The organism is Pseudodesulfovibrio halophilus DSM 5663 (genome assembly GCF_059568665.1).
Map to the genome: position 1 here is coordinate 1 of NZ_JCANTV010000015.1, position 24,718 is coordinate 24,718.

General features: G+C 58.0%; 20 protein-coding genes. 7 read left to right on the forward strand and 13 right to left on the reverse strand.

The window, feature by feature from the left end; genetic code table 11:
- On the forward strand, positions 1 to 317 hold a 317-nt coding region (locus tag BR24_RS14485), incomplete at its 5' end, for an integrase core domain-containing protein (RefSeq protein ID WP_496539554.1).
- 90 nt (positions 318 to 407) lie between these two features.
- Here the strand turns inward: BR24_RS14485 and BR24_RS14490 are convergent.
- The 7 genes from BR24_RS14490 to BR24_RS14520 all read right to left on the reverse strand — a co-directional run bounded on the left by BR24_RS14490 (position 408) and on the right by BR24_RS14520 (position 7,821).
- Positions 408 to 1,073, reverse strand: coding sequence for an HAD family acid phosphatase (locus tag BR24_RS14490; protein WP_496542193.1), 666 nt, complete (start codon positions 1,071 to 1,073; stop codon positions 408 to 410).
- An 88-nt stretch (positions 1,074 to 1,161) separates the two neighbouring features.
- Complete coding sequence (gene secF, locus BR24_RS14495; protein ID WP_496542194.1) at positions 1,162 to 2,238, reverse strand: protein translocase subunit SecF; 1,077 nt, start codon at positions 2,236 to 2,238, stop codon at positions 1,162 to 1,164.
- 9 nt (positions 2,239 to 2,247) lie between these two features.
- Positions 2,248 to 3,825, reverse strand: a complete 1,578-nt coding sequence (secD, locus tag BR24_RS14500; RefSeq protein ID WP_496542195.1) for a protein translocase subunit SecD — start codon at positions 3,823 to 3,825, stop codon at positions 2,248 to 2,250.
- A gap of 126 nt (positions 3,826 to 3,951) precedes the next feature.
- Positions 3,952 to 4,332: a preprotein translocase subunit YajC gene (gene yajC, locus BR24_RS14505; protein WP_496542196.1), complete on the reverse strand. Its 381-nt coding sequence runs from the start codon at positions 4,330 to 4,332 to the stop codon at positions 3,952 to 3,954.
- Positions 4,333 to 4,376: 44 nt separating this feature from the next.
- Positions 4,377 to 5,132, reverse strand: a complete 756-nt coding sequence (locus BR24_RS14510; protein WP_496542197.1) for a GltB/FmdC/FwdC-like GXGXG domain-containing protein — start codon at positions 5,130 to 5,132, stop codon at positions 4,377 to 4,379.
- A 5-nt stretch (positions 5,133 to 5,137) separates the two neighbouring features.
- On the reverse strand, positions 5,138 to 6,235 hold the full coding sequence (locus BR24_RS14515; RefSeq protein ID WP_496542198.1) for a class II glutamine amidotransferase: 1,098 nt from the start codon (positions 6,233 to 6,235) through the stop codon (positions 5,138 to 5,140).
- A gap of 62 nt (positions 6,236 to 6,297) precedes the next feature.
- Complete coding sequence (locus BR24_RS14520) at positions 6,298 to 7,821, reverse strand: glutamate synthase-related protein (RefSeq protein ID WP_496542199.1); 1,524 nt, start codon at positions 7,819 to 7,821, stop codon at positions 6,298 to 6,300.
- 596 nt (positions 7,822 to 8,417) lie between these two features.
- Here BR24_RS14520 and dut point away from each other — a divergent pair.
- The gene (gene dut, locus BR24_RS14525) at positions 8,418 to 8,882 is read left to right on the forward strand and encodes a dUTP diphosphatase (protein ID WP_496542200.1); all 465 of its coding nucleotides are present in this window, start codon (positions 8,418 to 8,420) and stop codon (positions 8,880 to 8,882) included.
- 9 nt (positions 8,883 to 8,891) lie between these two features.
- Positions 8,892 to 10,091: an aspartate aminotransferase family protein gene (locus BR24_RS14530; RefSeq protein ID WP_496542201.1), complete on the forward strand. Its 1,200-nt coding sequence runs from the start codon at positions 8,892 to 8,894 to the stop codon at positions 10,089 to 10,091.
- 393 nt (positions 10,092 to 10,484) lie between these two features.
- Here BR24_RS14530 and lpdA read toward each other — a convergent pair whose 3' ends face one another.
- From lpdA to gcvH, 4 genes are all read right to left on the reverse strand, one after another.
- Positions 10,485 to 11,846 carry a dihydrolipoyl dehydrogenase gene (gene lpdA, locus BR24_RS14535; protein WP_496542202.1) on the reverse strand — a complete coding sequence of 454 codons (1,362 nt, stop codon included), beginning with the start codon at positions 11,844 to 11,846 and terminating at the stop codon, positions 10,485 to 10,487.
- A gap of 4 nt (positions 11,847 to 11,850) precedes the next feature.
- Positions 11,851 to 13,302, reverse strand: a complete 1,452-nt coding sequence (gene gcvPB / locus BR24_RS14540; protein ID WP_496542203.1) for an aminomethyl-transferring glycine dehydrogenase subunit GcvPB — start codon at positions 13,300 to 13,302, stop codon at positions 11,851 to 11,853.
- On the reverse strand, positions 13,302 to 14,636 hold the full coding sequence (gene gcvPA, locus BR24_RS14545; RefSeq protein WP_496542204.1) for an aminomethyl-transferring glycine dehydrogenase subunit GcvPA: 1,335 nt from the start codon (positions 14,634 to 14,636) through the stop codon (positions 13,302 to 13,304). The genes gcvPB and gcvPA overlap by 1 nt, the downstream gene beginning before the upstream one ends.
- 65 nt (positions 14,637 to 14,701) lie before the next feature.
- A complete protein-coding gene (gene gcvH / locus BR24_RS14550; RefSeq protein ID WP_496542205.1) occupies positions 14,702 to 15,082 on the reverse strand; it encodes a glycine cleavage system protein GcvH in 381 nt (126 codons plus the stop codon).
- A gap of 295 nt (positions 15,083 to 15,377) precedes the next feature.
- Here gcvH and BR24_RS14555 point away from each other — a divergent pair, with 295 nt between their 5' ends.
- The 3 genes from BR24_RS14555 to folE2 all read left to right on the forward strand — a co-directional run bounded on the left by BR24_RS14555 (position 15,378) and on the right by folE2 (position 17,318).
- Positions 15,378 to 16,052 carry a class I SAM-dependent methyltransferase gene (locus tag BR24_RS14555; protein ID WP_496542206.1) on the forward strand — a complete coding sequence of 225 codons (675 nt, stop codon included), beginning with the start codon at positions 15,378 to 15,380 and terminating at the stop codon, positions 16,050 to 16,052.
- Between the two features lie 70 nt (positions 16,053 to 16,122).
- Complete coding sequence (gene nikR / locus BR24_RS14560; protein WP_018125197.1) at positions 16,123 to 16,542, forward strand: nickel-responsive transcriptional regulator NikR; 420 nt, start codon at positions 16,123 to 16,125, stop codon at positions 16,540 to 16,542.
- An 11-nt stretch (positions 16,543 to 16,553) separates the two neighbouring features.
- Positions 16,554 to 17,318 (forward strand): GTP cyclohydrolase FolE2, encoded by a 765-nt coding sequence (gene folE2, locus BR24_RS14565; RefSeq protein WP_496542369.1) that lies wholly within the window; start codon positions 16,554 to 16,556, stop codon positions 17,316 to 17,318.
- 243 nt (positions 17,319 to 17,561) lie between these two features.
- Here folE2 and BR24_RS14570 read toward each other — a convergent pair whose 3' ends face one another.
- Both BR24_RS14570 and BR24_RS14575 read right to left on the reverse strand, forming a co-directional pair.
- Positions 17,562 to 19,730: a RelA/SpoT family protein gene (locus BR24_RS14570; RefSeq protein WP_496542207.1), complete on the reverse strand. Its 2,169-nt coding sequence runs from the start codon at positions 19,728 to 19,730 to the stop codon at positions 17,562 to 17,564.
- A gap of 3 nt (positions 19,731 to 19,733) precedes the next feature.
- A complete protein-coding gene (locus BR24_RS14575) occupies positions 19,734 to 21,320 on the reverse strand; it encodes a peptide-binding protein (RefSeq protein WP_496542208.1) in 1,587 nt (528 codons plus the stop codon).
- Between the two features lie 188 nt (positions 21,321 to 21,508).
- On the opposite strand from BR24_RS14575, the gene BR24_RS14580 reads away from it, so the two are divergent.
- A complete protein-coding gene (locus BR24_RS14580) occupies positions 21,509 to 24,718 on the forward strand; it encodes a DEAD/DEAH box helicase (RefSeq protein WP_496542209.1) in 3,210 nt (1,069 codons plus the stop codon).

A 24,718-nucleotide genomic window follows, 5' to 3' on the forward strand; every position in this document is an offset into this window, starting at 1 on the left:
TCAGCACAGCAATGGAAATGTGGGCTGCCGAGCACGGCGTTGAGCTGGACTTTATCCAGCCGGGCAAGCCGACACAGAACTCATATATCGAGCGCTTCAACAGGACATATCGGGAGGAAGTATTGGATCTGTATATCTTCGACAGCTTGAGCGAAGTCCGCCAAAGCACCGAGGAGTTTGTCAGGGAGTACAATGAGGAGCGGCCTCATGAATCTCTCGGCAACATGACGCCAATCGAATTTGCAGCCCAGAGGGCAGGGGGGACCCCCTGCCCTCTGGGCAACCTCAAAAAACCGGTCGGAAATCTCTACACTTAACTGGCCCTAAGATGGGGGACTTTACATCTCCACCGTTGGACATGTGGTGTTCAAGCAAGTGAAGTGATCCTGTTGTACACTGCACCTGCGTTACGGCACGGAGTACATGTAGTTGGGCAACCTGAAGAAGTTCATTGCTTTCTCGTACCCGTCACCCTGCTGATCGCCAAAGGTGGCAATGATAGTCCATCCCTGTCCCACAAGTGTTTCCATGGACCGCTTCTTGTATTCCCCCACCGAGTCACCCGGCGTGCCCGCTGGAGCCATGAGCAGCGAATGCCAGTCGTCGTATCCTGCTTGTTCTAGATTTTGTGCGGTCAACGAGCGCATGGTTTCGTTTCGACCGGTCAGAAAGACCACCGGAATGTCATGATCGCTCAGGGCCCTGAATAACCGCAGCATAGGCGTTATGGCCGGTGCGTCTGCCTGTCTTACCCACTCCTTCCAGTACGACGGTGTGTAGCAATAATTCATCTTCTGCATTATCTCGAAGTTGGAAAGAACGGTTTCGTCTATATCCATGACGACCACGGGCCGCTCGGTCTTGTCTTTTTCGATGGTATCCAGAATGGTCTCGAGCCCTTTCGCCGCGACGTTGGCCACGTCTGTGTCGTAATCACCACTGAGGTGATAGGCAGTGATCTGGGCCTTCATTTTGGGCAGGGGGACGAGGCCGATCCGTTCGGCTTGGGTGGCGGCGCACCCCTGAAGTGTCAGAATGAGAAGCGACAGTGCGAGCAGGCTATGCAGTTTCATGGTAGTCCTCCGGTGTTTGTCAGGACTCTACCACGAAAAAGGGAAGGCTCGTAAGAACCTTCCCTTTATAATCGTCTGTAAGCCGAGTCTAGGCGGCTTCTGGCTCTTCGTCCACTTCAGGCGGGGGGGTGGGACCGAATCCGAGAAGGACCGGGCTCGCCACAAAGATGGAGGAGTAGGTACCAACGAAGATACCAATGAGCAGTGCCAGTGCAAAGTCGTGGATTACGCCTCCGCCAAGCACGTACAGGCAGAGCACGACCATGAGCGTGGTGCCGGAGGTCAGCAGCGTACGAGACAGGGTCTGGTTCACGCTTCTGTTGATGATGTCCTTGAACTCGCCTTTGCCCTTGGAGCCGATCAGGTTCTCGCGGATGCGGTCGAACACGATGATGGTGTCATTGAGCGAGTAGCCGATGATGGTCAGCAACGCGGCGATGATGGTCAGGTCGAACTCCTTGCCCAGAATGGAGAAGATCCCCACCGTGATGGTCACGTCGTGGACAAGGGCCACAACAGCTCCCAAGGCATAGTTGAGTTTGAGATACCAGCACACTCCAAGGGTGATGGCGAGCATGCCCACGATGAGCCATGCCATGTCCATCCCCGTCAGCGCCAAGGCGTACTGGCCAGCGAACAGGCCTGTCGCCATGACCGCTGCTGCGGTCCAGCGTTGCTCGAAGCGACCGGAGATATAGATGGCGATGAGCAGGACGGCGAAGAACATGGCTTCAAGCGCCTTGGTCCGGAGGTCCTTACCCACCTTGGGGCCGACCATCTCGAGCCGCTGCACTTCGAAACCGCCTTTGCCCAGCCCGCTTTCGAGCGCGGAGGAGAGCATGTCGCGAACCTCTCCCGAGGAAATCTCGGAGGAAGAGGTGCGGATCAGGAACTCGTTGGCGTCCTCAAGGCCGAGGCGCTGTACCACGAGTCCGGGCAGCTCCACTTCGGCGAGGTTGTCCTTGACGGTTTCGACGTCCACCTGCTTTTCGGTTTTGATCTGAACGATCATGCCGCCCGCAAAGTCGATGCCGTATTTGGGCCCGCCTTGCATGACGAGGGAGCCGAGTCCCATCAGGATGACCAGTGCGGAGACCAGAAAGGCGACCTTCCTGAAGCCGATGAAGTCGATCTTGGTATCGGGTTTGATTATCTGAAGTCCCATTTGTTCCCCCTAGATGCTCATCTTGGCGCCTTCCGCGCGGTTCTTGGCGTACATGTCGAAGAGAATGCGCGAGACGAAGATGGCCGTGAACATGGACGTGATGATACCCAGCGTCAGGGTCACGGCGAAACCGCGGATCGGTCCGGTACCGAACTGGTACAGGATGATGGCCGCGATGACCGTGGTCACGTTGGCGTCGAGAATGGTCAACGTCGCGCGGCTGTAGCCTTCCTCGATCGCGGCCCGGGCGGTCAGTCCCTTGCGGAGCTCTTCCCGGATGCGTTCGAAGATGATGACGTTGGCGTCGACCGCCATGCCTATTGTCAGGATGATACCCGCGATGCCCGGCAAGGTCAGTGTCGCACCGAAAGCGGCCAGACCACCCATAATCAGCAGGATGTTCAAGACCAGCACTGTGTCGGCGACCACTCCGGCGAAACCGTAGTAGACGACCATGAAGATCAGCACCAGCGCCATGCCGATGAGCGCGGAGTTGATGCCGTTGTCGATGGATTCCTGCCCGAGGGACGGGCCGACGGTGCGCTGTTCAAGGATGGAGATCGGAGCCGGAAGCGAACCGGCGCGAAGGACGATGGCGAGGTCGCGGGCTTCTTCGGTGGTGAAGTTGCCGGTGATGCTCGCCTGTCCGCCGCTGATCTTTTCCTGAATGACCGGTGCGGAGTATACCTTTTTGTCGAGCACGATGGCCATGAGCTTGCCGGTGTTCTCGCCCGTGATGCGTTCGAAGAGGCGCGCGCCCTTGGAGTCGAACGTCAGGGAAACATAGGGTTCGTTCATGCGGCCGTAGCTGACCCGAGCGTCGGTGACGTATTCACCGGTGAGGGGCGCGTCGCTTTTGAGAACGACGGGCACTTCCTTGCCGTCACGGCCGACTCTGGTGCTGAGTTCGCGGCCCGGGGGCAGGATGCCCTTGGTCGGGTCAACGCTCTGGTCGACGATCTTGAATTCGAGGTGCGCGGTCTTTCCGATAATTCGGATGGCGCGTTCCGGATCGCTCAGGCCGGGCAGCTGCACCTGAATGCGGTTGCTGGCCTGCTGCTTGCGGATATCCGGCTCGGTCACGCCGAACTGGTCAATGCGGTTGCGGATGGTCTTGACCGCCTGGTCAAGGGTCATGCGCGCCAGTTCCTTGCGGTATTTCGGATTCATGCCCAGCTCGTATTTGACTTTGCCGTCTTCCGCGCTGGTGCTGGATTCGATGGTGACCGACTGGAAATCTTCGAGAAGTTTTTCGAACTGGTCCTGCTGCTCGTTTTTGAGCAGGGTCATTTCGATTCTGTCGCCGGGCTTGGCAACGGGTTTGAGCACGTAGATCTCGTCCTCGCGGGCGAGTTCCTTGATGTCGTCGCCCGTGCGGGCCATGGCGTTCTTGAATGCGGTGTCCATATCGACACCGAGGGTGAGGTGGATGCCGCCCTTGAGGTCGAGGCCGAGATTGATGCCGCTGCCGGGAAGGGTCTTGCCCAGCGAGGTGCCCTTGACGCCGGGAAGGGACGGCAGCATGTACGCGAGCCCCAGCATCAGAACTAAGAGCGAAACAATGATTCTCCAACGCAGACTCTGCATGAGTTCTCCCCTGTCGTGAAATAAAAACATCGGCCCGAGCGGGAACGCAAGGCGCGGACCGGGGTCGCACGGTATGCGTCCCGGCCCGCGAAAGGCCGAAGAAACGGGATCATCCGATCCCGTCGACTACTTCTTTTCTTTCTTGTCTTTCTTTTCTTTTTTCTGAGCCTGCTTACCGGCTTCGGGGTCGAACTTCCCGGCGACATAGCCGCGCTGGAATTCCACTTCAACGCCGTTGGCGATTTCCAGGGTGAGAATCTCATCGGTGATGAGCTTGATGGTTCCCTTGATGCCGCCGTTGGTCCAGACCACGTCGCCTACCTGAAGGTTTTCAAGCATTTGCTTGTGTTCCTTGGCCTTCTTCTGCTGCGGACGGATGAGCAGGAAGTAGAAGATGGCGAACATCAGGATGAGCATGGGCAGCGGACCGGCAAGCAGTCCGCCGGCACCGCCGGCGGCGCCGTTTGCGGGGGGCGCGGCGGCAAGGGCAACGGATTCGAAGAACATTGAGGTTCCTCCCAGTGTTGAAGTTTCTCGGTCCGTTCCCTTTCCTAAGTGGCGACGTAGAGGTTGCCGTAAGGTCTGTGGGAGAACGGCCGGATTTTGACGAAATTCTCGTTCATAACGGCTTCGGCGTCCAGCCCGAATTCCGACGCGAAGGCATCCGCAAGTCTCCGGATGGTCTGTAGATCATCCTCGTCTGCGGGTTGCGCATGCAGATTCGGTCCGAGCTGCGATTCCGGAACGCTCCCGCGGACGTATATGACGCCCCCGTGCATTCCGGTGCCGAGACTTCTGCCCGCAACGGGCGCATCAGGCTTATCAGAAAACATACCCAAGAGCAAAATAATTCCTCCGGCCATGTATTCGCCCAGAAAGTCCCCGGCCTTGCCTCCAACGACTATTTCCGGAACATAGTCCATGTACGCTTTCATATGAATTCCGCAACGATAGCCAACGTCTGAGCGAACATGGATAGAGCCGCCCCGCATGGCGTAGCCCAGAACGTCGCCCGCCATGCCGTCGATGACAATTTTTCCGCTGTCCATCGTGTTTCCGATTCCGTCCTGAGCGTTGCCTGATATGCGAAGATGCGGCCCGCCCATGAAGGCTCCGGTGTCCTGACCGGCGACGCCTTTTATTTCCAGCTTCAGGTCGCCGCACAGCGCTGTGGCGATATAGCGGTGTCCATTGATGTTTTCCAGAACGAAATCGGTGTATCCCTCTTGCGCCTTCCGGCGGATGAGTTCGTTGAACTGCTTGTAATACATGCCTTTGGCATCAAGTGTGATCGTCTTTGCGGTCATCTGCCCTACTCCTTCACATCGATGATGACGGGTTCGCCCGCCTTGGGCATCCAGACCCTGTCCAGTTTCGGGCAAATCTCCCGAACCGAAGCTTCTTCGCTGGACATGAAGACCATGTCGTCCTTTTCCGCCACAAGCAGCGGGCGCAGCTTGATGCGATCATTCAGGCCCATCAGCCGGTTGTTGTCTGCCACGAGTATGGCGAAGGGGCCGTTGAGCATCCCGGAGCCGTATGTGTAGCGCAATGCGGTGTACAACTGCCGCTCCTTGTCGGGCATGGCCTTGATCTCTTCCCAGAACGGCGGAGCAAAGACCTTTGCCGCAAGATCCCAACTCAGGCCGTGCTTGCGAATGAGCAGATCCAGTTCGTAAGCCACCACCTCTGTATCGGTCATCAGGGTGCACAGATAGTCGTGCTCGCAGAGGTATCTCTGGTTGATGCCGTAGGAGCTTATTTCGCCGTTGTGCACGATGGACCAGTTAAGGATGGTGAACGGGTGCGCTCCGCCCCACCAGCCGGGTGTGTTCGTGGGAAAACGGTTGTGTCCGGTCCAGATGTAGCCCTTGTATTCGTCCAGGCGGAAAAATTCGGCGATGTCTTCCGGATAGCCGACACCTTTGAACACCCCCATATCCTTGCCGGAGGAGAAGACGAACGCGCCGGGAACCTGCGTGTTGAGCTTCATGACCACGGCGACCACGTAGTCGTCCTCGGGCAATTTGCTCAGGTCCTCCGGCTTGTCCTCGCGCACGGTGACGAAATAGCGATTCACGAGCGGCGGGTTGTGGATGGCAAGGGTCTTTCTGGTCGGGATGGGTTCGAACTCATGAATGTCGAAGTACTGCCGGAGCAGGTGTTCGGAGCCTTCCACCGCCCTTCTGTCGTCACACATGATGTGAAAAGCGTATTTGTCCGCGTGATCCGGGTAGATACCGTAGGCCGCGAAGCCGCCGCCAAGGCCGTTGCCTCGGTCGTGCATGCACGCCATGGCATTGATGGGCGTGTCGCCGGGGATCAGCTTCTTTTCCCTGCTGATGACACCAAAGACGCCGCAGCCGGAAATGTCCTTCTGGAAATCGTAAGATCTTTCGGGAGCTTTCATTGCCACTCCTTGTCTCGGGCCGTTTCACCGCGCCCGGACTCGTTTGAGACTGTGTCGAGCCGCTAGCGTCCCGCGTGCTTGATGCCGAGGATGTCCATTTCCGTGGTGGACAGGCCGACGGCGCGAAGTTTGTCACGGTTGCCGCGTACGCTTTCAATGGAGTTGAGGCCCATGCCGCCCAGCATGTCCTTGATTTCGTGGCTCCATCCCTTGATCAGGTTCGCCATTCTTTCAGCTGCCTCATCCGGCTTCTGGCGCTTGGCGATTTTCGGGTCGTTGGTTGCGATTCCCCATGGGCATTTGCCGGTGTAGCAGCGTCCGCAGAGAGTGCAGCCGACAGCGAGGAGTGCCGCGGTGCCGATGTAGACGGCGTCCGCACCGAGGGCGATAGCCTTGAGGACGTCGGCGGAACAGCGGATTCCGCCGGCAGCAACCACGCTCGCCTTGTGGCGGATACCCTCGTCTCTGAGCCGCTGGTCGACGGCGGCCAGAGCCAGTTCTATGGGGATGCCAACGTTATCGCGCGTCATGGCGGGAGCGGCGCCGGTGCCTCCGCGCATTCCGTCAACGGTGACGATATCCGCTCCTGCGCGTACAACGCCCGAGGCGATGGCGGCAACGTTATGCACGGCTGCAATCTTCACGGAAATCGGCTGCCTGTATTCGCTGGCCTCCTTCAGCGCGAAAATGAGCTGCAGCAGGTCTTCGATGGAATAGATGTCGTGGTGCGGCGCCGGGCTGATGGCGTCGGACCCAAGGGGCACCATGCGGGTCTCCGAAATGGCCTCGCTGATCTTCTCTCCGGGCAGGTGCCCGCCGATGCCGGGCTTTGCGCCCTGCCCGACCTTGATCTCGATGCCCACGCCCGCGTTCAGGTACTCGCGGTGAACACCGAAGCGTCCTGATGCAACCTGCACGATGGTGTTGCCGCCGTATTCATATAATGATTTATGCAGACCGCCCTCGCCCGTATTGTAGGCTATGCCGGTCTCCTGCGCCGCCATGGCCATGGCCTTGTGCAGGTTGAAGTTGATGGCGCCGAAACTCATGCCCGCGAACATGATCGGGCTTTCCAGCTCGATTTGGGGGGCGAGCTCGGTCTTGAGCTCATGGGTGCCGTCTTCGCCCGTATCCACCCGAAGCCCCTTGGGCTTGTTCCCGAGGAAGGTCTTGAGTTCCATCGGCTCCCTCAGCGGATCGATGGAAGGGTTTGTAACCTGACTGGCGTCCAGGAGCATGCGATCCCAGTAGACCGGAAGATCCACCGGTGAGCCCGTGGCCGCCAGCAGGACGCCGCCGGTCTCGGCCTGTTTGTAGATGTTCTGCATGAAAACGGGCCGCCAGTTGGCGTTGGGCCGAAACTCCGACCTGTTCAGACGAATGTTCAACGCCCCGGTCGGACAAATGGCTTCGCATCGATGGCACCCGATACACTTTGTGTTGTCGTGTACCACCTTGCCGCTTTCTTCGTCCGTCCAATGTGCGTCATAGGTACACTGGCGGACGCAGGCGCCGCAGTCGATACAAAGCCCGCGATCACGTTCTATGCGGAATTCATGGTAGTTCTTATTGATTGGCTTTGCCATTTGTGGCCACCTTTTTCAAAATGGTTATGTGACGACCGTTGAATCTTTTTTACAATCTCATTTTTAGACAAAATGGTAATAGGGGTGCTTTCATTCAGTGTACGAAATACAGACCACAGTTTGGGAATCAGTGTCAAGCAAGCGACGCCAGCATTGTCCGGCACTCGTCATTGTGGCTTTAGCTCTTGTGTCTTATTAATTAATTTTAGGCACTTGAATAAAAATGGCTTAATCCGAGCCAATTCTTTTCCGAGGCTTGCAGGAGTCAAGTCCGTGCTCGATATCCTTGAGGGTGACTGAAATGCATCTCATGTTGCCCGTATATTCTTGCCACTGTGCAAATATGAGCTCGATTATTTTCAGGATTTGGATGAAAAATGAAAAAAAGAGCTTGTGAATCAATGATCAAAGTCTCTTTCGTGTTCACCTTGTTGCGGACAAAGCTCTAAATTCTGTTAAAAATGGATTTATAACTATTTGGTTTTGTTGATTTGTACAGGTATGTAAAAAATGTTTTCGCATGCGCCGTCCTTCCGATTGACACGGAAGCCGTTTCGGGCGATTCAACGTGTCCAAGTCGATAGTAAGGAGATATGATGCAACCACCCAAGGTACCCGTTAAAATCAAGTTCCTCCATGATGTCTGGAAGGAGCATGACCTCAGCTATGCCACCGAACACTCCGTAGGGCTGGATTTGCGAGCCTGCATTGACGAGCAGGAAGTGGAAATCGCTCCGGGTGAGCGTCGCGCCGTACCTACAGGCGTGGCCATTGAGGTTGGCGAGCCCGGCATTGCAGGCTTCATTTATTCCCGCAGCGGGCTCGGCGCCAAGGAGGGGCTGACCGTTGCACAGGGCGTCGGCGTCATCGACCCCGATTATCGCGGTGAGATCAAGGTGTTTCTTCTCAATACTTCCGGCGAGAAGCGACGAATCAGACGCGGGCAGCGCATTGCGCAACTGGTTTTCCAGAAATGCTGGCAGGGCGATATCGTCGTTACCGAATCCCTCGGCGAGACCGTTCGCGGTGCAGGCGGATTCGGCCACTCAGGAACCGTATAGAGGAATACAATGACCGCTTCATTCGATGAGATCCGCGACAGGGAACAGTCCCTTATGATGCAAACCTACGGCCGTTATCCGCTGGCCGTAACAAAAGCTCAGGGATGCAAACTCCTCGACCCCGAAGGCAACGAATACCTCGATCTCCTTTCCGGCATCGCCGTGTGCAGTCTCGGCCACAGTCGTCCCGAACTGGCTGACATCATGGCCGAGCAGGCTCGCAAGATGGTCCATGTCTCCAACCTGTTCTATCAGAATGAGCAGCTCGACCTTGCCGAGAAGCTGCTGGGAACCTGCGACGCCGATCGGGTCTTCTTTTCGAATTCCGGCGCGGAAGCCAACGAGGGCGCCATCAAACTGGCTCGCCGTTACATGCGAAAGGTTCGGCAGAAAGACGCCGCAGAGGTAATTACGCTTCAGCAGTCGTTCCACGGCCGCACCCTCTCGACCCTCACCGCCACCGGACAGGAAGGCCCCATCAAAGATGGCTTCGCCCCCCTGCCATCGGGCTTCACCACGGTCCCCTTTGCTGACATAGAGGCTCTCAAGGCTGCCCTCTCTTCCAACACCGCCGCCGTGATGATCGAAATGGTTCAGGGTGAAGGTGGCGTCCGCCCCCTGCCCCACGATTATGTGGAAGCCCTTAAGGACTTGCGCGAAGAATACGGCTTTCTCATCATCGTCGACGAAGTGCAGACCGGCATGTGTCGTACCGGACGTTTCTGGGCACACCAGCACTACGGCCTCGTGCCAGATATCTTCACTTCCGCGAAAGCCCTTGCCAACGGTCTGCCCATGGGAGCCGTCCTCGCCACAGAGGAGGTCGCCAAAGGATTCGAGCCAGGCTCTCACGCCACGACTTTCGGAGGCGGTGCACTTGTTTCCGCTGTCGCCGCCAAAGTGGTGGATATCATGCGCCACGACAAACTCGATCAGCGCGCAGCTCAACTCGAAGAATGGTTCAAGCTCGAGGCAGCCAAACTCGCCCAGAGGCATCCGGACAAAGTCAAAGGGGCACGCGGTCTGGGCCTGCTGCTCGGAGTCGAACTCACCTTCGATGGAAAAGACGTCTGGAAAGCTCTGCTTGATCGCAAAATCGTCTGCAATCTCACACAGGGCAACATCCTGCGACTCGTCCCACCACTCATCATAGAAAAAGAAGATCTGAAGCGATTTCTTAAAGAACTGGAAGAAGTTTTAGAGGCATAGTCTTCAAGGTGCGCCTCCGGCGGGCAGGGGCTCTGCCCCTGCACCCCGGCAAAGGGGCGGGCCCCCTTTGCAATCCCTGGATTGTCAGCGGGGTTGCAGCGCAAGGTTCATGCGGTCGCATAATCCACGTCCATGCTGCAACCCCGCTGACGGGGACTTGCGAACTGCGATTCTTAGCAAAAACAGCAAGTAACTACCTAAGCGGTCACGTCTCTCATAACCACAAACCGCTGTTATCCTACCCGCCAAGCCGCATGAAAATCTCAGCTTTCGGAAAGCCCTAAAGCGGCTTGGCAACCCAACAGATTTTGGAGATTCTTAAGAACCTTTTGCTAAAAAGGTTCTTAAGCCGCCGGAGGCAAAAAATGGGCGGCGCTTTTGCGCCGCCCATTTTTATTTACATTTGGTGCGTTCTGCTTTGAGTGCGTTCAGGAGCGCTTCGTCCAGTGATGGGTGCGGGAAGATGGTGCCGTGGATGTCATCCGGCGTCCATCCTTCTTGTACTATCATGGTTGCGGGCGTGGTCAGGCGTGAGGCGTCGTGCCCCACGGCGGTGATTCCGACAACTTTGTTTTCGCTCCAGACTACTTTGCAGAAGCCTTGCGTTGAGGCATGCGACTGGGCGATGGGATTGCCTGCGAAGGCGAATTTCGAGGCCTCGCAGGGTCGTCCTTCGGCTTTGAGTTGATCGGGCATCAGGCCGACGCGCATGGTTTCGGGGGCACCGTACAGGACGCTGGGCACGGGGCCGGATTCATAAGGGGCGTCAGTCTTTCCGGCGATTCGCGAGGCCACGTAGTGAGCTTGATGACTGGCGGCGTGCGCCAACTGGATGATGCCGTTCACGTCGCCAACGGCATAGATGCCGGGGGCGGCTTCAAGGTATTCGTTGACCTTGATGGTACCGCGCTCGAGTGTCGCGCCCTGTTCTTCGAGTCCGAGGCTGTCGGAAACGGGGCCGCGTCCCACGGCAACAAGGGCCTTGTCGGCTTCGACTATGTCTCCGCCCTCGAGGGTGAGAACGGCCTTGTCGTTCTCGGTTTTGACGGACTGCACGCGTACGCCGAGGCGTACGTCCCATTTCCAGCGTTTGAAGATGGATTGCAGGGTCTTGGAGACTTCGGGGTCTTCCAGCGGTGCAACGCGGTCCATGGCGTCCACGACCGTGACTTTCGCACCCATGCGGTGCGCGGCCTGAGCCATTTCGAGGCCGATGAATCCTGCGCCGACCACGATGAGGCTTTCGGGCATCTCGGTCATGGCGAGGAAGCCGTTGGAATCCATGACGCGCTCGCCGTCGGGTTCAAGACCGGGGAAGAAGGTCGGCTTGGAGCCGGTGGCAACGATGATGTTCGCGGCTTCAAGCTCTTGCGTACCATCCTGCGTCTCGACACTCACCTTGCCGGTCTCCGGGATACTACCGAACCCCGTGAAAAGGTCCACGCCGAGTTGTTTCAGACGTTGGAACATGGCCTTGCGGGTTCCGGCGATGAGCTTGTCCTTTCGAGCGGCAAGAGCAGTGTAATCTATGTTCACTTCACCGTCCGCGACTTTCATCTTGCGCTGGCTGGCGAGCTCTTCTACGGCGGATGTGGCGCCGAGGATGACCTTTGTCGGGATGCAGCCCCAGTTGAGGCAGGTCCCGCCCAGATCGCCCTTCTCTACCAGCGCGACCTTCAGGCCGAGGGAGGCGGCTTCCGTGGCTGCGTCGTATCCGCCGGGACCGGCGCCTATGACTGCGATATCATATGTCATCCGTCTAGTCCTCGACCATGTCCTGCGTGAGTTGCATGGCCCTTGCCGCAAAGGTCTCGTCGAGGCGGGTGACAGGCAGCGTGGTCGGACACTGGTGCAGGCTCTCGGGATCGGCGTCGGCCTGCTCGGCGATGGCGATCAGGTCGTCCACGAAGCGGTCCAGCGTAGCCTTGCTTTCGGTCTCGGTGGGCTCGACCATCATGCATTCCTTGACGATGAGCGGGAAGTAGACCGTGGGAGCGTGGTGGCCCTTGTCCAGCAGCGCCTTGGCGATGTCGAGTGCGCGGACGCCCTTCTCCGCCTGACGGACCGCGCTGGCGACGAACTCGTGCATGCAGGTCCGGTTGAAAGGAATCTCGAAGTGTTTTTCGAGGCGCTTGCGCATGTAGTTTGCGGCGAGCACGGCGTGCTCGGATGCGCGGGAAAGACCCGTGCGGCCGAGGCGAAGCATGTAGGCGTAGGCCTTCAGGTACACGCCGAAGTTGCCGTAGAACGGCGCCACGTAGCCAATGGATTTGGGGTGGTCGTAGCTCAGGGCAAACTGGCCGTCTTCCATCTTTTCCACGCGGGAAATGGGCAGGTACGGCTCGACGCGCTTGGAAACGCCGACGGGACCCGAGCCGGGGCCGCCACCGCCGTGCGGGGTGCCCAGCGTTTTGTGCAGGTTCAGGTGCACGATGTCGAAACCGGCGTCGCCGACCTTCATCTGACCCATGATGGCGTTCAGGTTGGCTCCATCATAATAAAGAAGCGCGTCCACTTCGCGAAGCATGCTGACGATCTCGGGCAGGTGGGTCTCGAACAGGCCGAGGGTGTTGGGGCAGGTCATCATGACGCCCGCTACCTCGTCGTCGAGCACTTCGCGCAGGGCTGCGGGGTCCACGATTCCGTCGCGGGATTCGATGGAGACCACTTCGTAGCCGGCGACCGCGGCGGATGCCGGGTTGGTGCCGTGCGCGGAGTCGGGGACGATGATCTTGCTCTTCTTGTTGCCCTTGTCCTTGTGATAGGCGGCCATCAGCATGACGCCGGTAAGCTCGCCGTGTGCGCCTGCCATGGGATGCATTGTGTAGGCATACATGCCGGTGAGTTCGCACAGCAGCTGCTCCGTGTCGTACATGACCTCCAGTGCGCCCTGACAGAACCGCCCTGCTCCCTGAAGCTGGGGCATGACGGGGTGTAGCCGTGTAAAACCGGGCATCCCGGCTACCAGCTCGGTGAACTTGGGGTTGTACTTCATGGTGCAGGAGCCGAGCGGATAGAAATTGCCGTCAACGCCGAAGTTGCGCTGGGAGAGCTTGGTGAAATGGCGCACCACGTCCAGCTCGCCGGAACTGGGCAGTCCGGCCTCGCCGTCGCGCAGCAGTTCGCGGGGGATGTATGCCTCTTCGCCGATGCCGTCGCAGGGCCAGCAGCCTTCGCGGCCGGGCACGGATTTTTCGAATATGGTCTTCATTACTTCAACGCCCCCTTCATCATCTCGACGAACACGCCGATCTGTTCCTCGGTGGTCTTTTCGGTGCACGCCAGCAGCAGTCCGTTTTCCAGCCCTTCATAGTAGCGACCCAGCGGGAATCCGGGCACGAAGCCCTTCTCCAGCATGTTGCCGACGAGGTCGAATGCGGGAACAGGCAGGGTTACGGCGAATTCGTTGCCGAAGGCGCCCTTGGTCAGCATCTGCACTCCCTCGATGGCGGTGAGGCGGTCGGCCAGCTGGTGCGCGCGTTCGATGGAGAGGCGCGCGGCGCGGCGCAGGCCCTGCTCGCCGAGGGAGCAAATATGTGCCAGCGCGCGCAGGGCACACAGCGACTGGTTGGAGCAGATGTTGGAGGTCGCTTTCTGACGGCGGATATGCTGTTCCCGCGCCTGCAGGGTGAGCACGTAGCCGGTGCGGTCCTCGGTGTCTTTGGTCCGGCCCACTATGCGTCCGGGCATCTGGCGCACCATCTTCTTGGTGCAGGTCATGATGCCGAGATAGGGGCCGCCGAAGGAGAGCGGCATGCCGAGGCTCTGGCCTTCCGCAACTGCGATGTCGGCGCCCATTTCGCCCGGCGTCTTGAGCAGAGTCTGAAGGACCGGATAGGATGAAATGATGGAGACGGCCTTCTGCTCGGCAGCGGTCTTGAAAAGTTCGGTGAAGTCGTTGACGGAGCCGAAGAAGTTCGGGTTCTGCACCATCACCGCGGCGGTTTCCTTGTCGATGGCGGCCTTGATCCCTTCGATGTCTGTCATGCCGTCCTTGTGCGGGACGGAAACGAACTCCAGATTCAGGTTGGAAGTGTAGGAGTCGAGCATGACCCGGTAGATCGGGTTGAGCGCCTCGCTCACCACCACCTTGCGACGCTTGGTCTTGCGCACGGCCATCATGAGGGCTTCGTACAGCGCGGTGCCGCCGTCGTAGACGGATGCGTTGGAGCAGTCCATGCCCAGAAGGCGGCAGACGGCGGTCTGGTATTCGAAAATAGCCTGCAGCGTGCCCTGACTGGCCTCGGGCTGATACGGCGTGTAGGCCGTGTAGAACTCGCCGCGCATGGTCAGTGCGTCCACGGTGGCCGGGATATAGTGGTCATAGAATCCGGCGCCGAGGAAGCTGGCCTTGTCGGTGGCGTTGCGCGCGGCCATGGCCTCGAGGCGCATGAGCACGTCCATTTCGCTCAGGCCTTCAGGCAGGTCGAAGCTCTTGGGCCTGAGGTCCTCCGGGATTTCGGCAAAGAGTTCCTCGATGGAACCGGCGCCGATGACATCGAGCATTTCCCGGACTTCATCCGGGGTATGGGGAACGTAAGGCATGTGATGCAGTCCTTAGTAGAAGTCAAAGGGCGACCCCGCAAGGAGCCGCCCCGGAAAAGAGTCGCCTAGTGGTCTTCGGAGTCCAGCTGGGCCTGATAGGCCTCGGCATCCATGAGCCCTTCGGGTTCGGCGCTGATCTTGACCTTGAGCATCCAGCCTTCGCCGTACGGGTCTTCATTGATCTTTTCGGGAGCGTCTTCGAGCTCTTCGTTCACTTCCACCACTTCCCCGGAAACCGGTGCGTACAGCTCGCTGGCCGCCTTGACGGACTCGACGGAACCGAACTCGTCGCCCTGCTCCAGCGTGTCGCCCACGGAGGGCATTTCCACGAAAGTCAGATCTCCCAGCTGCTCCTGGGCGAACTGGGTGATGCCGATGGTGGCGATATCGTTCTCGACGAGAACCCATTCGTGGGATTTTGCATACTTGAGACCATTGGGAACCATGGGGCTACCTCCTGATATTGAGATGGGTGTTGTCAACGGATTTTGCCGCTTCCTAGCATGCTCAACGAATCATTGGAACCGTTAAAATATTGACCCGAAACCTTTGTGCATTTCTCTTTCTGTACAAATGTCAACATAATGACAACGGCGTGCCGTTCCTACCATGCAGTAGCTTGTGAAAGCATACTGATCACAGTTCATTGGCTTGCCTGAAGTGACTTTTTGGCAGTTCGATTCTACTATTTGTGTTACCTTTGATGTTGACAGTCACACATGGTGAGTGTAACAAGACCTCATGACACACGCTGGGCACATAAAAGAGGTCCCGAACCGGGTTGAAGCCGTTATTGCGGGGCGGTCGTGGCTTCTTGACCGCGAAGCGGATCTGGAGACGCTTTGGGAGCGCATGGACGAGGGGGATCTGGACGACGATGAGTGTCTGCCTTATTGGGCCGAGGTCTGGCCGGCCAGCGTGCTGCTGGGCGAATGGATCACACGCAACGCCGAGTTGGTCATGGGCCGGAAGTGTCTTGACGTGGGGTGCGGCCTCGGCTTGACGGCGCTCGTGGCCGCCAACCTTGGCGCAGAAGTGGTTGCGTTCGATTATATTTCACGGGCTCTGCGCTACGCCCAAGCCAACGCGAAGCTCAACGGTGTCCCGCAGCCTCTCTGGATGGTCATGGACTGGCGCTACCCGGCAGTAAAACCCGGCAGCTTTGACTTCATCTGGGCCGGGGATGTTCTCTATGAAAAACGCTTTTTCGATCCCCTGACCGCTCTGTTTCGCCACGCGCTGGCTCCCGGCGGCCGGATATGGATCGGCGAGCCTGTAAGGACCGTCTCCAGACCTGTCTGGGATGATCTTGAAAAGGCCGGGTTCGCCCCGGTCAGGCTGACCACGGAGAGCGTACCGCTCTGCGGCCAGCATCCGAGGGTCAACCTCTGGGAAATGAGGAATCCGGCCGACTGAGGCCTGTTTCCGACGATTACAAGGAACCGTCGTCCGGCTTTTTTCGGACGAAACATTAAAGGAGTATCCAATGGGCAAGACGATCAGATTCGGCGTATCCCTCGATTCCGACCTGCTGGAAAAGTTCGACAAGCTCTGTGACGACCGCAGCTACCAGACCCGCTCCGAAGCCATCCGCGATCTTATCCGCAAGGCTCTGGTCGAGCGCGAGTGGGAAGACTCCGAAGGCGAGCTGGCCGGAACCCTCACCCTCGTCTACGACCATCACAGCAGCGGCCTGACCCAGAAGCTCACCGAGCTGCAGCACGACGCACACGACGTGATCCAGACCACCATGCACATCCATCTGGACCACCACAACTGCCTTGAGGTGATAGTGCTCAAGGGCGACGCCGACACCATCAAGAGTCTCGGCCAGAAGCTCATCTCCACCAAGGGCGTCAAACACGGCGAACTCGCACTCACCACCACCGGAAGGGACCTCATCTGATGACGACACCCATGCAGGACGTGCAGAAAGACCCGGCGAACATCGCCATGCCCATCGACCGCGTGGGCGTAAAAGGCCTCAGGATGCCCCTTGTGGTGCGTCACCGCGAAAAAGGCATCCGCCACACTGTGGCCAAGGTGGACCTTTCAGTGGATCTGCCCGCCCACTTCAAAGGCACCCACATGAGCCGGTTCGTGGAAGCCCTCGAAGGTTACGACGAGATGGACTACAACTCGTTCAAGAAGCTGCTTCAGGACATTGCCGAGCGACTCGAAGCCGAACGCGCACACTGCCGCTTCGTCTTCCCTTACTTTCTGCGGCAGACCTCCCCCAGCAGCGGCGCCAGCGGGCTCATGGACTACAAGTGCCAGGTGGACGGGGAACTCAAGGACGGCAAGATGACCTTCACGCTCGGCGCCGACGTTCCCGTCATGACCGTCTGCCCGTGTTCCAAGGCCATCTCCGAGGAAGGGGCCCACAGTCAGCGCGCCGTTGTACGCATCCGCTGCCGCTTCAAGGGCTTCCTCTGGCTCGAAGACATCATCGCCATCGCAGAGCAGTCAGCCTCATCGAGGGTGTACTCAGTGCTCAAAAGGCAGGATGAAAAATATGTCACCGAGGACGCCTTCGCCAACCCCTGCTTTGTGGAGGATGTTGTCCGAAACTGCGCACAGGGACTCGACAAGCACGAGCAGATCGAGTGGTTCAAGGTGGAAGTGGAAAGTTTTGAATCCATTCACAATCACTCCGCATTCGCCATGATCGAAAGCGTATAGCCTCTTTCGGGGTTCAAGTTCTACTTGAACCCCGAAAAGGATGCCTCCGGCGGCTCTCCCCTTCCCCTTAGACTTCTCTTCTCCCTCTCCAAGAAACCTTTGGTTTGGGCTTCGCCAGGTTGTTGCTGGTAGGTTCTTTTTTGGAGGGAAAATCGTGTGGGATAGGGTGCAGTGAGTGGGCATTAAAATATCCCCCGGCGATGGTTCGTCGGGGGATATTTGGATGGCTGTGGGGCAGTTGAATCAGGACACGCGGACGGCTTCGCTGACTGCCTTCAGGGCCTTGACCTTGGCCAAGGCTGAATACAACTGGTTGAGATCCTTCACGTCAACCGTGAAGTTCAGGTCCGACGTTCCGTCCACGTTCGACTGGAATGTGCCCGAGTCGATGTTGACCTCGGCCTGCGCAAGAATATTGCAGATGCTGCCCAGCATCCCGAGCTTATTCTGACAGCGCACACGGATCTTCGCAGGGTAGGAGCGTTCCTCCTCCCCTTCCCACGACACGTTGACCAGTCGTTCCGACTCGAAATTCTTGACATTGTGGCAGTCCGAGCGGTGCACCGTTACGCCGCGTCCGCGAGTGATGTATCCCACGATGGGTTCGCCGGGCAGCGGGTTGCAGCAACTGGCGAACCGAACGAGGACGTTGTCCACGCCGCTGATGGTCAGGTTGTCGGATTTCGGCTTCTTCTCTTCTTCGCTTCCATGATGGCGGCGTTCACCGGGCTTGTCCGGTTTCTGGCCGTCGTACATTATGGAATAAAGGCGTCTGAGGACTTTTCTCGGGGTCAGGCGGGAAAAGCCCACCTGATACATGAGGTCGTCCGCGCTGCCGCAGTTGAAGTCCTCGGCCAGCTTGACGAAGTAGCCGTCCTTGATGGCCTTTTGCACGTTGATGCCGTGGCGGCGGCCTTCTTTCTCGAGCAGTTCCTTGGCCAGCGAAATGCTGCGCTCGCGCTCGATGGTGCGAATATATTGCTTGATGCGGGTGCGGGCCTTGGCGGTCTTGACGAATTTCAGCCAGTCACGGCTCGGAACGCGGTTCTTGTCCGTGATGATCTCGATGGAGTCGCCGTTTTTCAGCTCCGTATGCAGCGGTACGAGGCGGCCGTTAATCTTGGCGCCGACGCAGTGGTCCCCCACCTCCGAGTGGATGAGGTAGGCGAAGTCGATGGGAGTGGCCCCGTCCGGCAGTTCCTTGATGTCCCCCTGTGGCGTGAAGACATAGACCTCGTCCTGAAAAAGGTCGATGCGCAGAGAGGCCATGAACTCGCGCGGATCGTTGAGTTCGCGCTGCCAGTCCAGAATCTGTCGCAGCCACGTGAACCGCTCCGCGTCCCGCTGGCCCGAGGATTTGCCCTTTTTCGACCCCTTGCCGGTTTCCTTGTACTGCCAGTGCGCGGCAACACCGTATTCCGCCACGCGGTGCATGTCCTCGGTGCGGATCTGGAACTCGATGCGCTCTCCGTCAGGGCCGATCACCGTGGAGTGAAGGCTCTGGTACATGTTGGCCTTCGGGATGGAGATGTAGTCCTTGAAGCGTCCGGCGATGGGCTTCCATTCGGCGTGGATCAGCCCGAGGACCGCGTAGCAGTCCTTGATGGACTTCACGATGATGCGGAAGGCGATGAGGTCGTAGATTTCCTCGAAGCTCAGGCCCTGCTGCTCCATTTTCTGGTGTGTTGAGTACAGGTGTTTGGTCCTGCCGAAGACGTGGGCGTCGAGCTTGTTCTTCTTGAGCATCTTCTGGACCATATCGATGACCTTGTCGATATACTCCTGGCCGGAAGATCGGTGCTGAGCCACGGCATCCGTGAGTTGCTCGTACACGTCCGGCTTAAGGTACTGCAGGCACATGTCCTCCAGCTCGGTCTTGATGCGGTGCAGGCCGAGTCTGTTGGCGAGCGGCGCATAGATGTCCAGCGTTTCCTGGGCGATCATACGCTGCTTGATGGGCTTCATGTGCTCAAGGGTGCGCATGTTGTGCAGGCGGTCCGCCAGCTTGACCATGAGCACGCGGATGTCTTCGGCCATGGCAAGGATCATCTTGCGCATGTTCTCGGCCTGAGCCACGGCCTTGGACTCGAACTGCATCTTGCTGATCTTGGTCACGCCGTCCACGATGTCCGCCACTTCCACGCCGAAGATTTCCTCCAGTTCGTCAACGCTCGTGTCGGTGTCCTCCACCACGTCGTGCAGCAGTCCGGCGGCCACGGTGGCTTCGTCGAGCTGCATTACCGAGAGCTGGTAGGCCACGGACATGGGGTGCGAGATGTAGGGCTCGCCGGAAAGACGTATCACGCCGTCGTGCGATTGCGCGGCGAAGACGTAGGCCCGTTGGATGAGTTCCAGATCGGGGTTGTCGATGTATGAGGCGACTTGGTCGGTTATGTCATTGATTCGTATCATATTTTACTGTGCGCGCAGCTGAAGTTTCTCGGGAATCCACCAGCGGATGAAGTTGTGTGAAATGCCAGCGGGAGCAGGTTCGACCCCACGAACGCGAGATGAGATTATCGGCAGTGAGTACGGAACGTACAAGAACACATAAGGCTGGTCTTCGTGAAGTATTTCCTGCACCCTGTCGTAGATTTTCTTTCGTTCCTCGCGGTTTACGAGCTGCCTGCCGCGAATGAGCAGCTCGTCCAGCTCCTCGTCTTTGTAATTGATGAAGTTCAGACCGCCGGGCTTGGCATTGTCGGAATGCCAGACATTGTACAGGTCCGGGTCCTGAAGAATGTTCCAGCTCAGGATAAGGGCGTCGAAGCGCCCCTTGTTCACGAACTCGCTGATGAAGGATGACCATTCGATGGCCCTGATTTCCACCTTGATGCCGATGTCGGCCAGTCTGCGCTGGATGATCACGGCGCTCTTGGTGCGCTGCGAGTTGCCCTGATTGGTGATGATGGTGAACCAGAACGGTTTGCCGTTCCTGTCCAGCCAGCCATCGCCGTCTCTATCCTTCCAGCCGGCCTGTTCAAGTAATTCTCTAGCCTTTTCAGGGTTATACCCGTAGTCCTCGACATCCTCGTTGTACTGCCACGTTCCGGGTTTGTAGGGGCCGATGGCCGGAACTCCGAGGCCGAAAAGCACGCCCTTGACGATTTCCTTCTTGTCGATGGCCATACTCAACGCCCTTCGGACCTGCCGGTCCTTGAAGAACGGGTGGCGCAGGTTGAAGCCGAGGTACGTGTAGCCGAAGGACAGGTATTTGAATTTGTTGAATCGCTCCTTCCATTCCCTGCTCTGCGTCTGCCTCAGATACTGAAGGGGCGTCAGGCTCATGGTGTCCAGCCCGCCCGCCTTGAGCTCCAGAAACTGTGTGGAGATGTCCGGAATTATGCGGTAGTGAACCTCGTCCATGTACGGTCTGCCCTGAAAAAAATCATCGTTTGCCTCAAGCGTGACATGTCGGCCCGGAACCCACTCCTTGAGTTTGTAGGGGCCCGCTCCAACTGGGTTTCTGCTGTAATCCGTGTTCAGCAGGTCTTCGCCTTCGAGGACGTGCTTTGGCAGGATGTCCTGTGCCCAGGTAACGAGGGAGCGCGCAAAGGGCTTGTCATAAAACACTTCAAAGGTATACTTGCCTGTGCGACGGAATTCCCGGATCTGTTTCCAGTCAGCGGCGTACGCCGTGGGAGTCTCGGGGTCCACCATGAGTTCGTAGGTGAACTCGACGTCCTCCGCGGTGAGCGGTTCCCCGTCGGTCCAGCGAATGTCGTCGCGAAGCGTGAACTTGAGGTGCCGTCCGCCGTCCAGTACCTGGTAGGATTTCGCGGCGTAGGGTATCAGCGTGATGTTCTTGTCATACTTGAGGGGCGATACGTAGAGGTATGAGGAAATGGCGTGAGAGCCCGCATCCGTGGCAAGCGGCGGGATGAGGTTTGTCACCCTGCCGAGCATCGGCTCCACGAACCTCCCACCGTAGTCGGGAACGTTCTGGGCAAATGCACTTGGAATGCTTGAAAAAATTAAAATCAGTAGTAAAGCGAGTCTCATTTTTCCTTGCCAAATCGTCTGGTTTTGATCATATAAATTCGGTTGCCCGCTGGACATCTTAGAGTATTAACCATAGCGGCGCAAAAGCCAATACCTCAACGGAATCGAGATGTTTTGACCGGGGCGCGAACCTTCCCCGGTTTCGGAAGGGACACATCAGGACAAACCGGCCAAGGAGTCTGTCCGGCATGGCTAACGGCGAAGAAGCAATCGTCAAGGAAATACTTCAGGAATTCATAAGCGATACCGTTCCCGAATACATTCTGGAAATGGCGAAGGACATCGTTGCGAGCAGCGGTGTCATGAAAATCGACCTCAAGAAGAGGGATCAGTACTGGGACATCGACGGGATGGTTCAGGGCGACGATTTTCAGAATTACGCCTCGGAAATCGGCCTGAATCTGGGCGATAACACGATCAACTACTACTGCAACTGCCCGGAATCCTTTTCGGGCGTGTGCAAGCACGTGGCCGCCACGGCCATCAAACTGCAGCACTCGGTCAACGGAGAGCAGGGAGAATCCGTCCCCACCGCCCGGACCGACTGGCACCAGACCTTCCGCCCCTTCTTCGCCACCGAGCTTGAACCCGAAGCTGGCAAGCACTACATAATCTATCGCCTGTACCCCGAACCGGGCCGCCTTCAGGTCGCGTTTTTCCGCGCCCGGCAGAACAAATCCGGTATCTCCTCGGTCCAGAACGAGATAACGCTGCACCAGATCGTGGAAAACCCCGAATGGTGCGACCCTTCCCCTTCCCTGCCCAGAGTGGCGGAAATGATCGGACATTATCTCGACTACTGGGGGCACCGCGTGGAGATTCCGGCGGGGCTGCATTCCTGGTTTTTCCGCGCCATCAAGAACGAGTACTATCTCTATCTGCGCGAGACCGATCAGCCAGTTCGGATAGAGAGCAAAACCATGCAGCTCAAGCTCTCCCCGCACCTGAGCGAGGACGGCCTGCAGTTCGACATCCTGCTCTCCCGCGAGGACCAGATTCCGTTTTCCATCACCGGCGAAGAGGAAATCTTTTTCTACGGACGGCTGCCCCTCTGGGTTTACTACAAGCAGGGATTCTATCCGGTCCAGACAGGGCTTGACCCCGAGCTCATTCAGGACATGGTGGAACAGGTGCCCATCATCCCGCACAGTGACGTTTCGGAATTTCTGGACCGCGTGTGGACCAAGATTCCCGTCTCCGACCTTTACGGCCACGACGACTTTCTTGAGCGGGTCGGCCCGATCTTTCAGGATGCCTCGTACAATCCGAAGCTGTATCTTGACGAAGAAGGCAGCCTGCTCACCCTCAAGGTCCAGAACATGTATGAAAACGAGCATGGAGAGTTCTCCCTGCCCGGGCCCAACCCGGACCTGCAGACCGGCTCGTACCACTACGAGGGCAAGAGCTACCTCATCCGCCGTGCGCAGGACGAGGAAGCCATGCTGCTGGCGGAACTCTCGGACATGGGCTTCCAGCCGCGCAGCAACCACATCTGGTTCATGGAGCAGGAAGAGGCCATCAATTTCCTGCTCGATTACTACCCCATGCTGGTCGAAGCCTACCGCGTCTTTGGCGAAAAGAACCTGACGCGCTACAAGGTGCGCAATTCCAAGCCGGAAATCGTGGCTGAGGTGGAAAGCGACGAGGAAAACAAGTGGTTCAAGCTCGATCTCACGGTGGAATACGACGAACAGCGTGTCCCCATCGACAAGATCTGGAAGGCCTGGACTCAGGGCAAGCGCTACGTGCAGCTCAAGGATGGCTCCTATACCAGCCTTCCCGAATCGTGGCTCAACCGCCTCGGGCACAAGCTCAAGAACCTCGGCTTCGACCCGGAAAAACCCCCGCAGCAGACGTTCAAGCAGTTCGAGGCTCCGGTGCTGGACAAGCTGCTTGAAGACATCCCAAATACGCGAACCGACGAATTCTTTGTTGAACTGCGGGAAAAGATACACAATTTCAGGGAAATCAGAAAGGTTGAGCAGCCAAAGAGCCTGAACGCCACCCTGCGGCCGTATCAGGTGGAAGGCTTGAGTTACCTGAACTTCCTGCGCGATTACGGCTTTGGCGGAATCCTAGCGGATGAGATGGGGCTCGGGAAAACCATCCAGACGCTGTCCTTCATTCTTTCAGTGTCCGAGTCGGGCTCGGAGTTGCCCAACCTGATCATCGTCCCCACCTCGGTCCTGCCGAACTGGGAGCGCGAGGCGCAGAAGTTCGTGCCGCAGCTCAAGCGGCTGACCATCTACGGCACCAAGCGCGAGGACCTTTTTTCCAAGATCAAGGACTCCGATCTCGTCATCACCACCTATGCCCTGCTGCGCCGCGACCTCGACGAGCTCCTCAAGTACAAGTATTCGTCGGTGATTCTTGACGAGGCGCAGAACATCAAGAATCCCAACACGATCACCGCGAGGTCGGTACGCAAGCTGGAAGCGGACACCAAGCTCTGCCTTTCCGGTACGCCCATTGAGAACAACCTCTTCGAGCTGTGGTCGCTGTTCGAGTTCCTCATGCCCGGCTTCCTTGGCTCGCAGCACTCCTTCCAGCGCGGCATCGTCAAGCCCATCAAGGACGGCGACGAGGAAACCTTGGACTACCTTCGCTCTCGAGTGAAGCCGTTCATTCTGCGTCGTACCAAGAATATGGTGGCGCGAGACCTGCCGCCCAAGATCGAGACCACGCATTACTGCGAACTCATCGACGAGCAGCGCGAGCTCTACAATGCGCTGGCCAAGAAGCTCAAGGATCAGGTGCTCAAGGATGTGGACGAAAAAGGACTTGCCAAGAGCCAGATGTCCATCCTCGACGCCTTGCTCAAACTGCGCCAGATCTGCTGCCACCCCCGCCTGCTCAAACTGGACATGCCGGGCGTGGATACCAATCTGCCCTCTGGCAAGTTCGACGCTTTCAAGGACCTTATTCGGGAGATCATTGAAGGCGGTCACAAGGTGCTTGTCTTCTCCCAGTTCGTGCAGATGCTTCATGTCATCCGTTCCTGGCTGCAGATCAAGGAGATTCCCTTCTGCTACCTCGACGGCGCCAGCAAGGACCGTTTTGATCAAGTGGACCGCTTCAACGAAAACGAGGACATCCCGATCTTCCTCATTTCGCTCAAGGCGGGAGGCACCGGCCTGAACCTCACTTCCGCGGATTATGTCATCCATTACGACCCGTGGTGGAACCCGGCTGTGGAGAATCAGGCCACCGACCGTACACATCGCATCGGCCAGAAGCGACAGGTGTTCGCATACAAGATGATCTGCCAGAATACGGTGGAGGAAAAGATTCTCAAGCTGCAGGAAGCAAAGAAGGACGTCGCCGAGGCCGTCATTCCCGGTCAGGCGGCGCTCAAGAGCCTTACAAGGGATGATCTGGAAATGCTCTTCGAGGTGTAG

What these genes read in the sequence shown, in the direction of transcription:
- BR24_RS14490 (WP_496542193.1), bottom strand. Translation starts at nt 1,073, where the DNA reads ATGAAACTGCATAGCCTGCTCGCACTGTCGCTTCTCATTCTGACACTT.
- yajC (WP_496542196.1), bottom strand. Translation starts at nt 4,332, where the DNA reads ATGTTCTTCGAATCCGTTGCCCTTGCCGCCGCGCCCCCCGCAAACGGC.
- BR24_RS14510 (WP_496542197.1), bottom strand. Translation starts at nt 5,132, where the DNA reads ATGACCGCAAAGACGATCACACTTGATGCCAAAGGCATGTATTACAAG.
- BR24_RS14520 (WP_496542199.1), bottom strand. Translation starts at nt 7,821, where the DNA reads ATGGCAAAGCCAATCAATAAGAACTACCATGAATTCCGCATAGAACGT.
- BR24_RS14580 (WP_496542209.1), top strand. Translation starts at nt 21,509, where the DNA reads ATGGCTAACGGCGAAGAAGCAATCGTCAAGGAAATACTTCAGGAATTC.
- gcvH (WP_496542205.1), bottom strand. Translation starts at nt 15,082, where the DNA reads ATGGTTCCCAATGGTCTCAAGTATGCAAAATCCCACGAATGGGTTCTC.
- BR24_RS14530 (WP_496542201.1), top strand. Translation starts at nt 8,892, where the DNA reads ATGACCGCTTCATTCGATGAGATCCGCGACAGGGAACAGTCCCTTATG.
- nikR (WP_018125197.1), top strand. Translation starts at nt 16,123, where the DNA reads ATGGGCAAGACGATCAGATTCGGCGTATCCCTCGATTCCGACCTGCTG.
- folE2 (WP_496542369.1), top strand. Translation starts at nt 16,554, where the DNA reads ATGCAGGACGTGCAGAAAGACCCGGCGAACATCGCCATGCCCATCGAC.
- BR24_RS14555 (WP_496542206.1), top strand. Translation starts at nt 15,378, where the DNA reads ATGACACACGCTGGGCACATAAAAGAGGTCCCGAACCGGGTTGAAGCC.
- dut (WP_496542200.1), top strand. Translation starts at nt 8,418, where the DNA reads ATGCAACCACCCAAGGTACCCGTTAAAATCAAGTTCCTCCATGATGTC.
- BR24_RS14570 (WP_496542207.1), bottom strand. Translation starts at nt 19,730, where the DNA reads ATGATACGAATCAATGACATAACCGACCAAGTCGCCTCATACATCGAC.
- BR24_RS14515 (WP_496542198.1), bottom strand. Translation starts at nt 6,235, where the DNA reads ATGAAAGCTCCCGAAAGATCTTACGATTTCCAGAAGGACATTTCCGGC.
- gcvPA (WP_496542204.1), bottom strand. Translation starts at nt 14,636, where the DNA reads ATGCCTTACGTTCCCCATACCCCGGATGAAGTCCGGGAAATGCTCGAT.
- secF (WP_496542194.1), bottom strand. Translation starts at nt 2,238, where the DNA reads ATGGGACTTCAGATAATCAAACCCGATACCAAGATCGACTTCATCGGC.
- secD (WP_496542195.1), bottom strand. Translation starts at nt 3,825, where the DNA reads ATGCAGAGTCTGCGTTGGAGAATCATTGTTTCGCTCTTAGTTCTGATG.
- lpdA (WP_496542202.1), bottom strand. Translation starts at nt 11,846, where the DNA reads ATGACATATGATATCGCAGTCATAGGCGCCGGTCCCGGCGGATACGAC.
- gcvPB (WP_496542203.1), bottom strand. Translation starts at nt 13,302, where the DNA reads ATGAAGACCATATTCGAAAAATCCGTGCCCGGCCGCGAAGGCTGCTGG.
- BR24_RS14575 (WP_496542208.1), bottom strand. Translation starts at nt 21,320, where the DNA reads ATGAGACTCGCTTTACTACTGATTTTAATTTTTTCAAGCATTCCAAGT.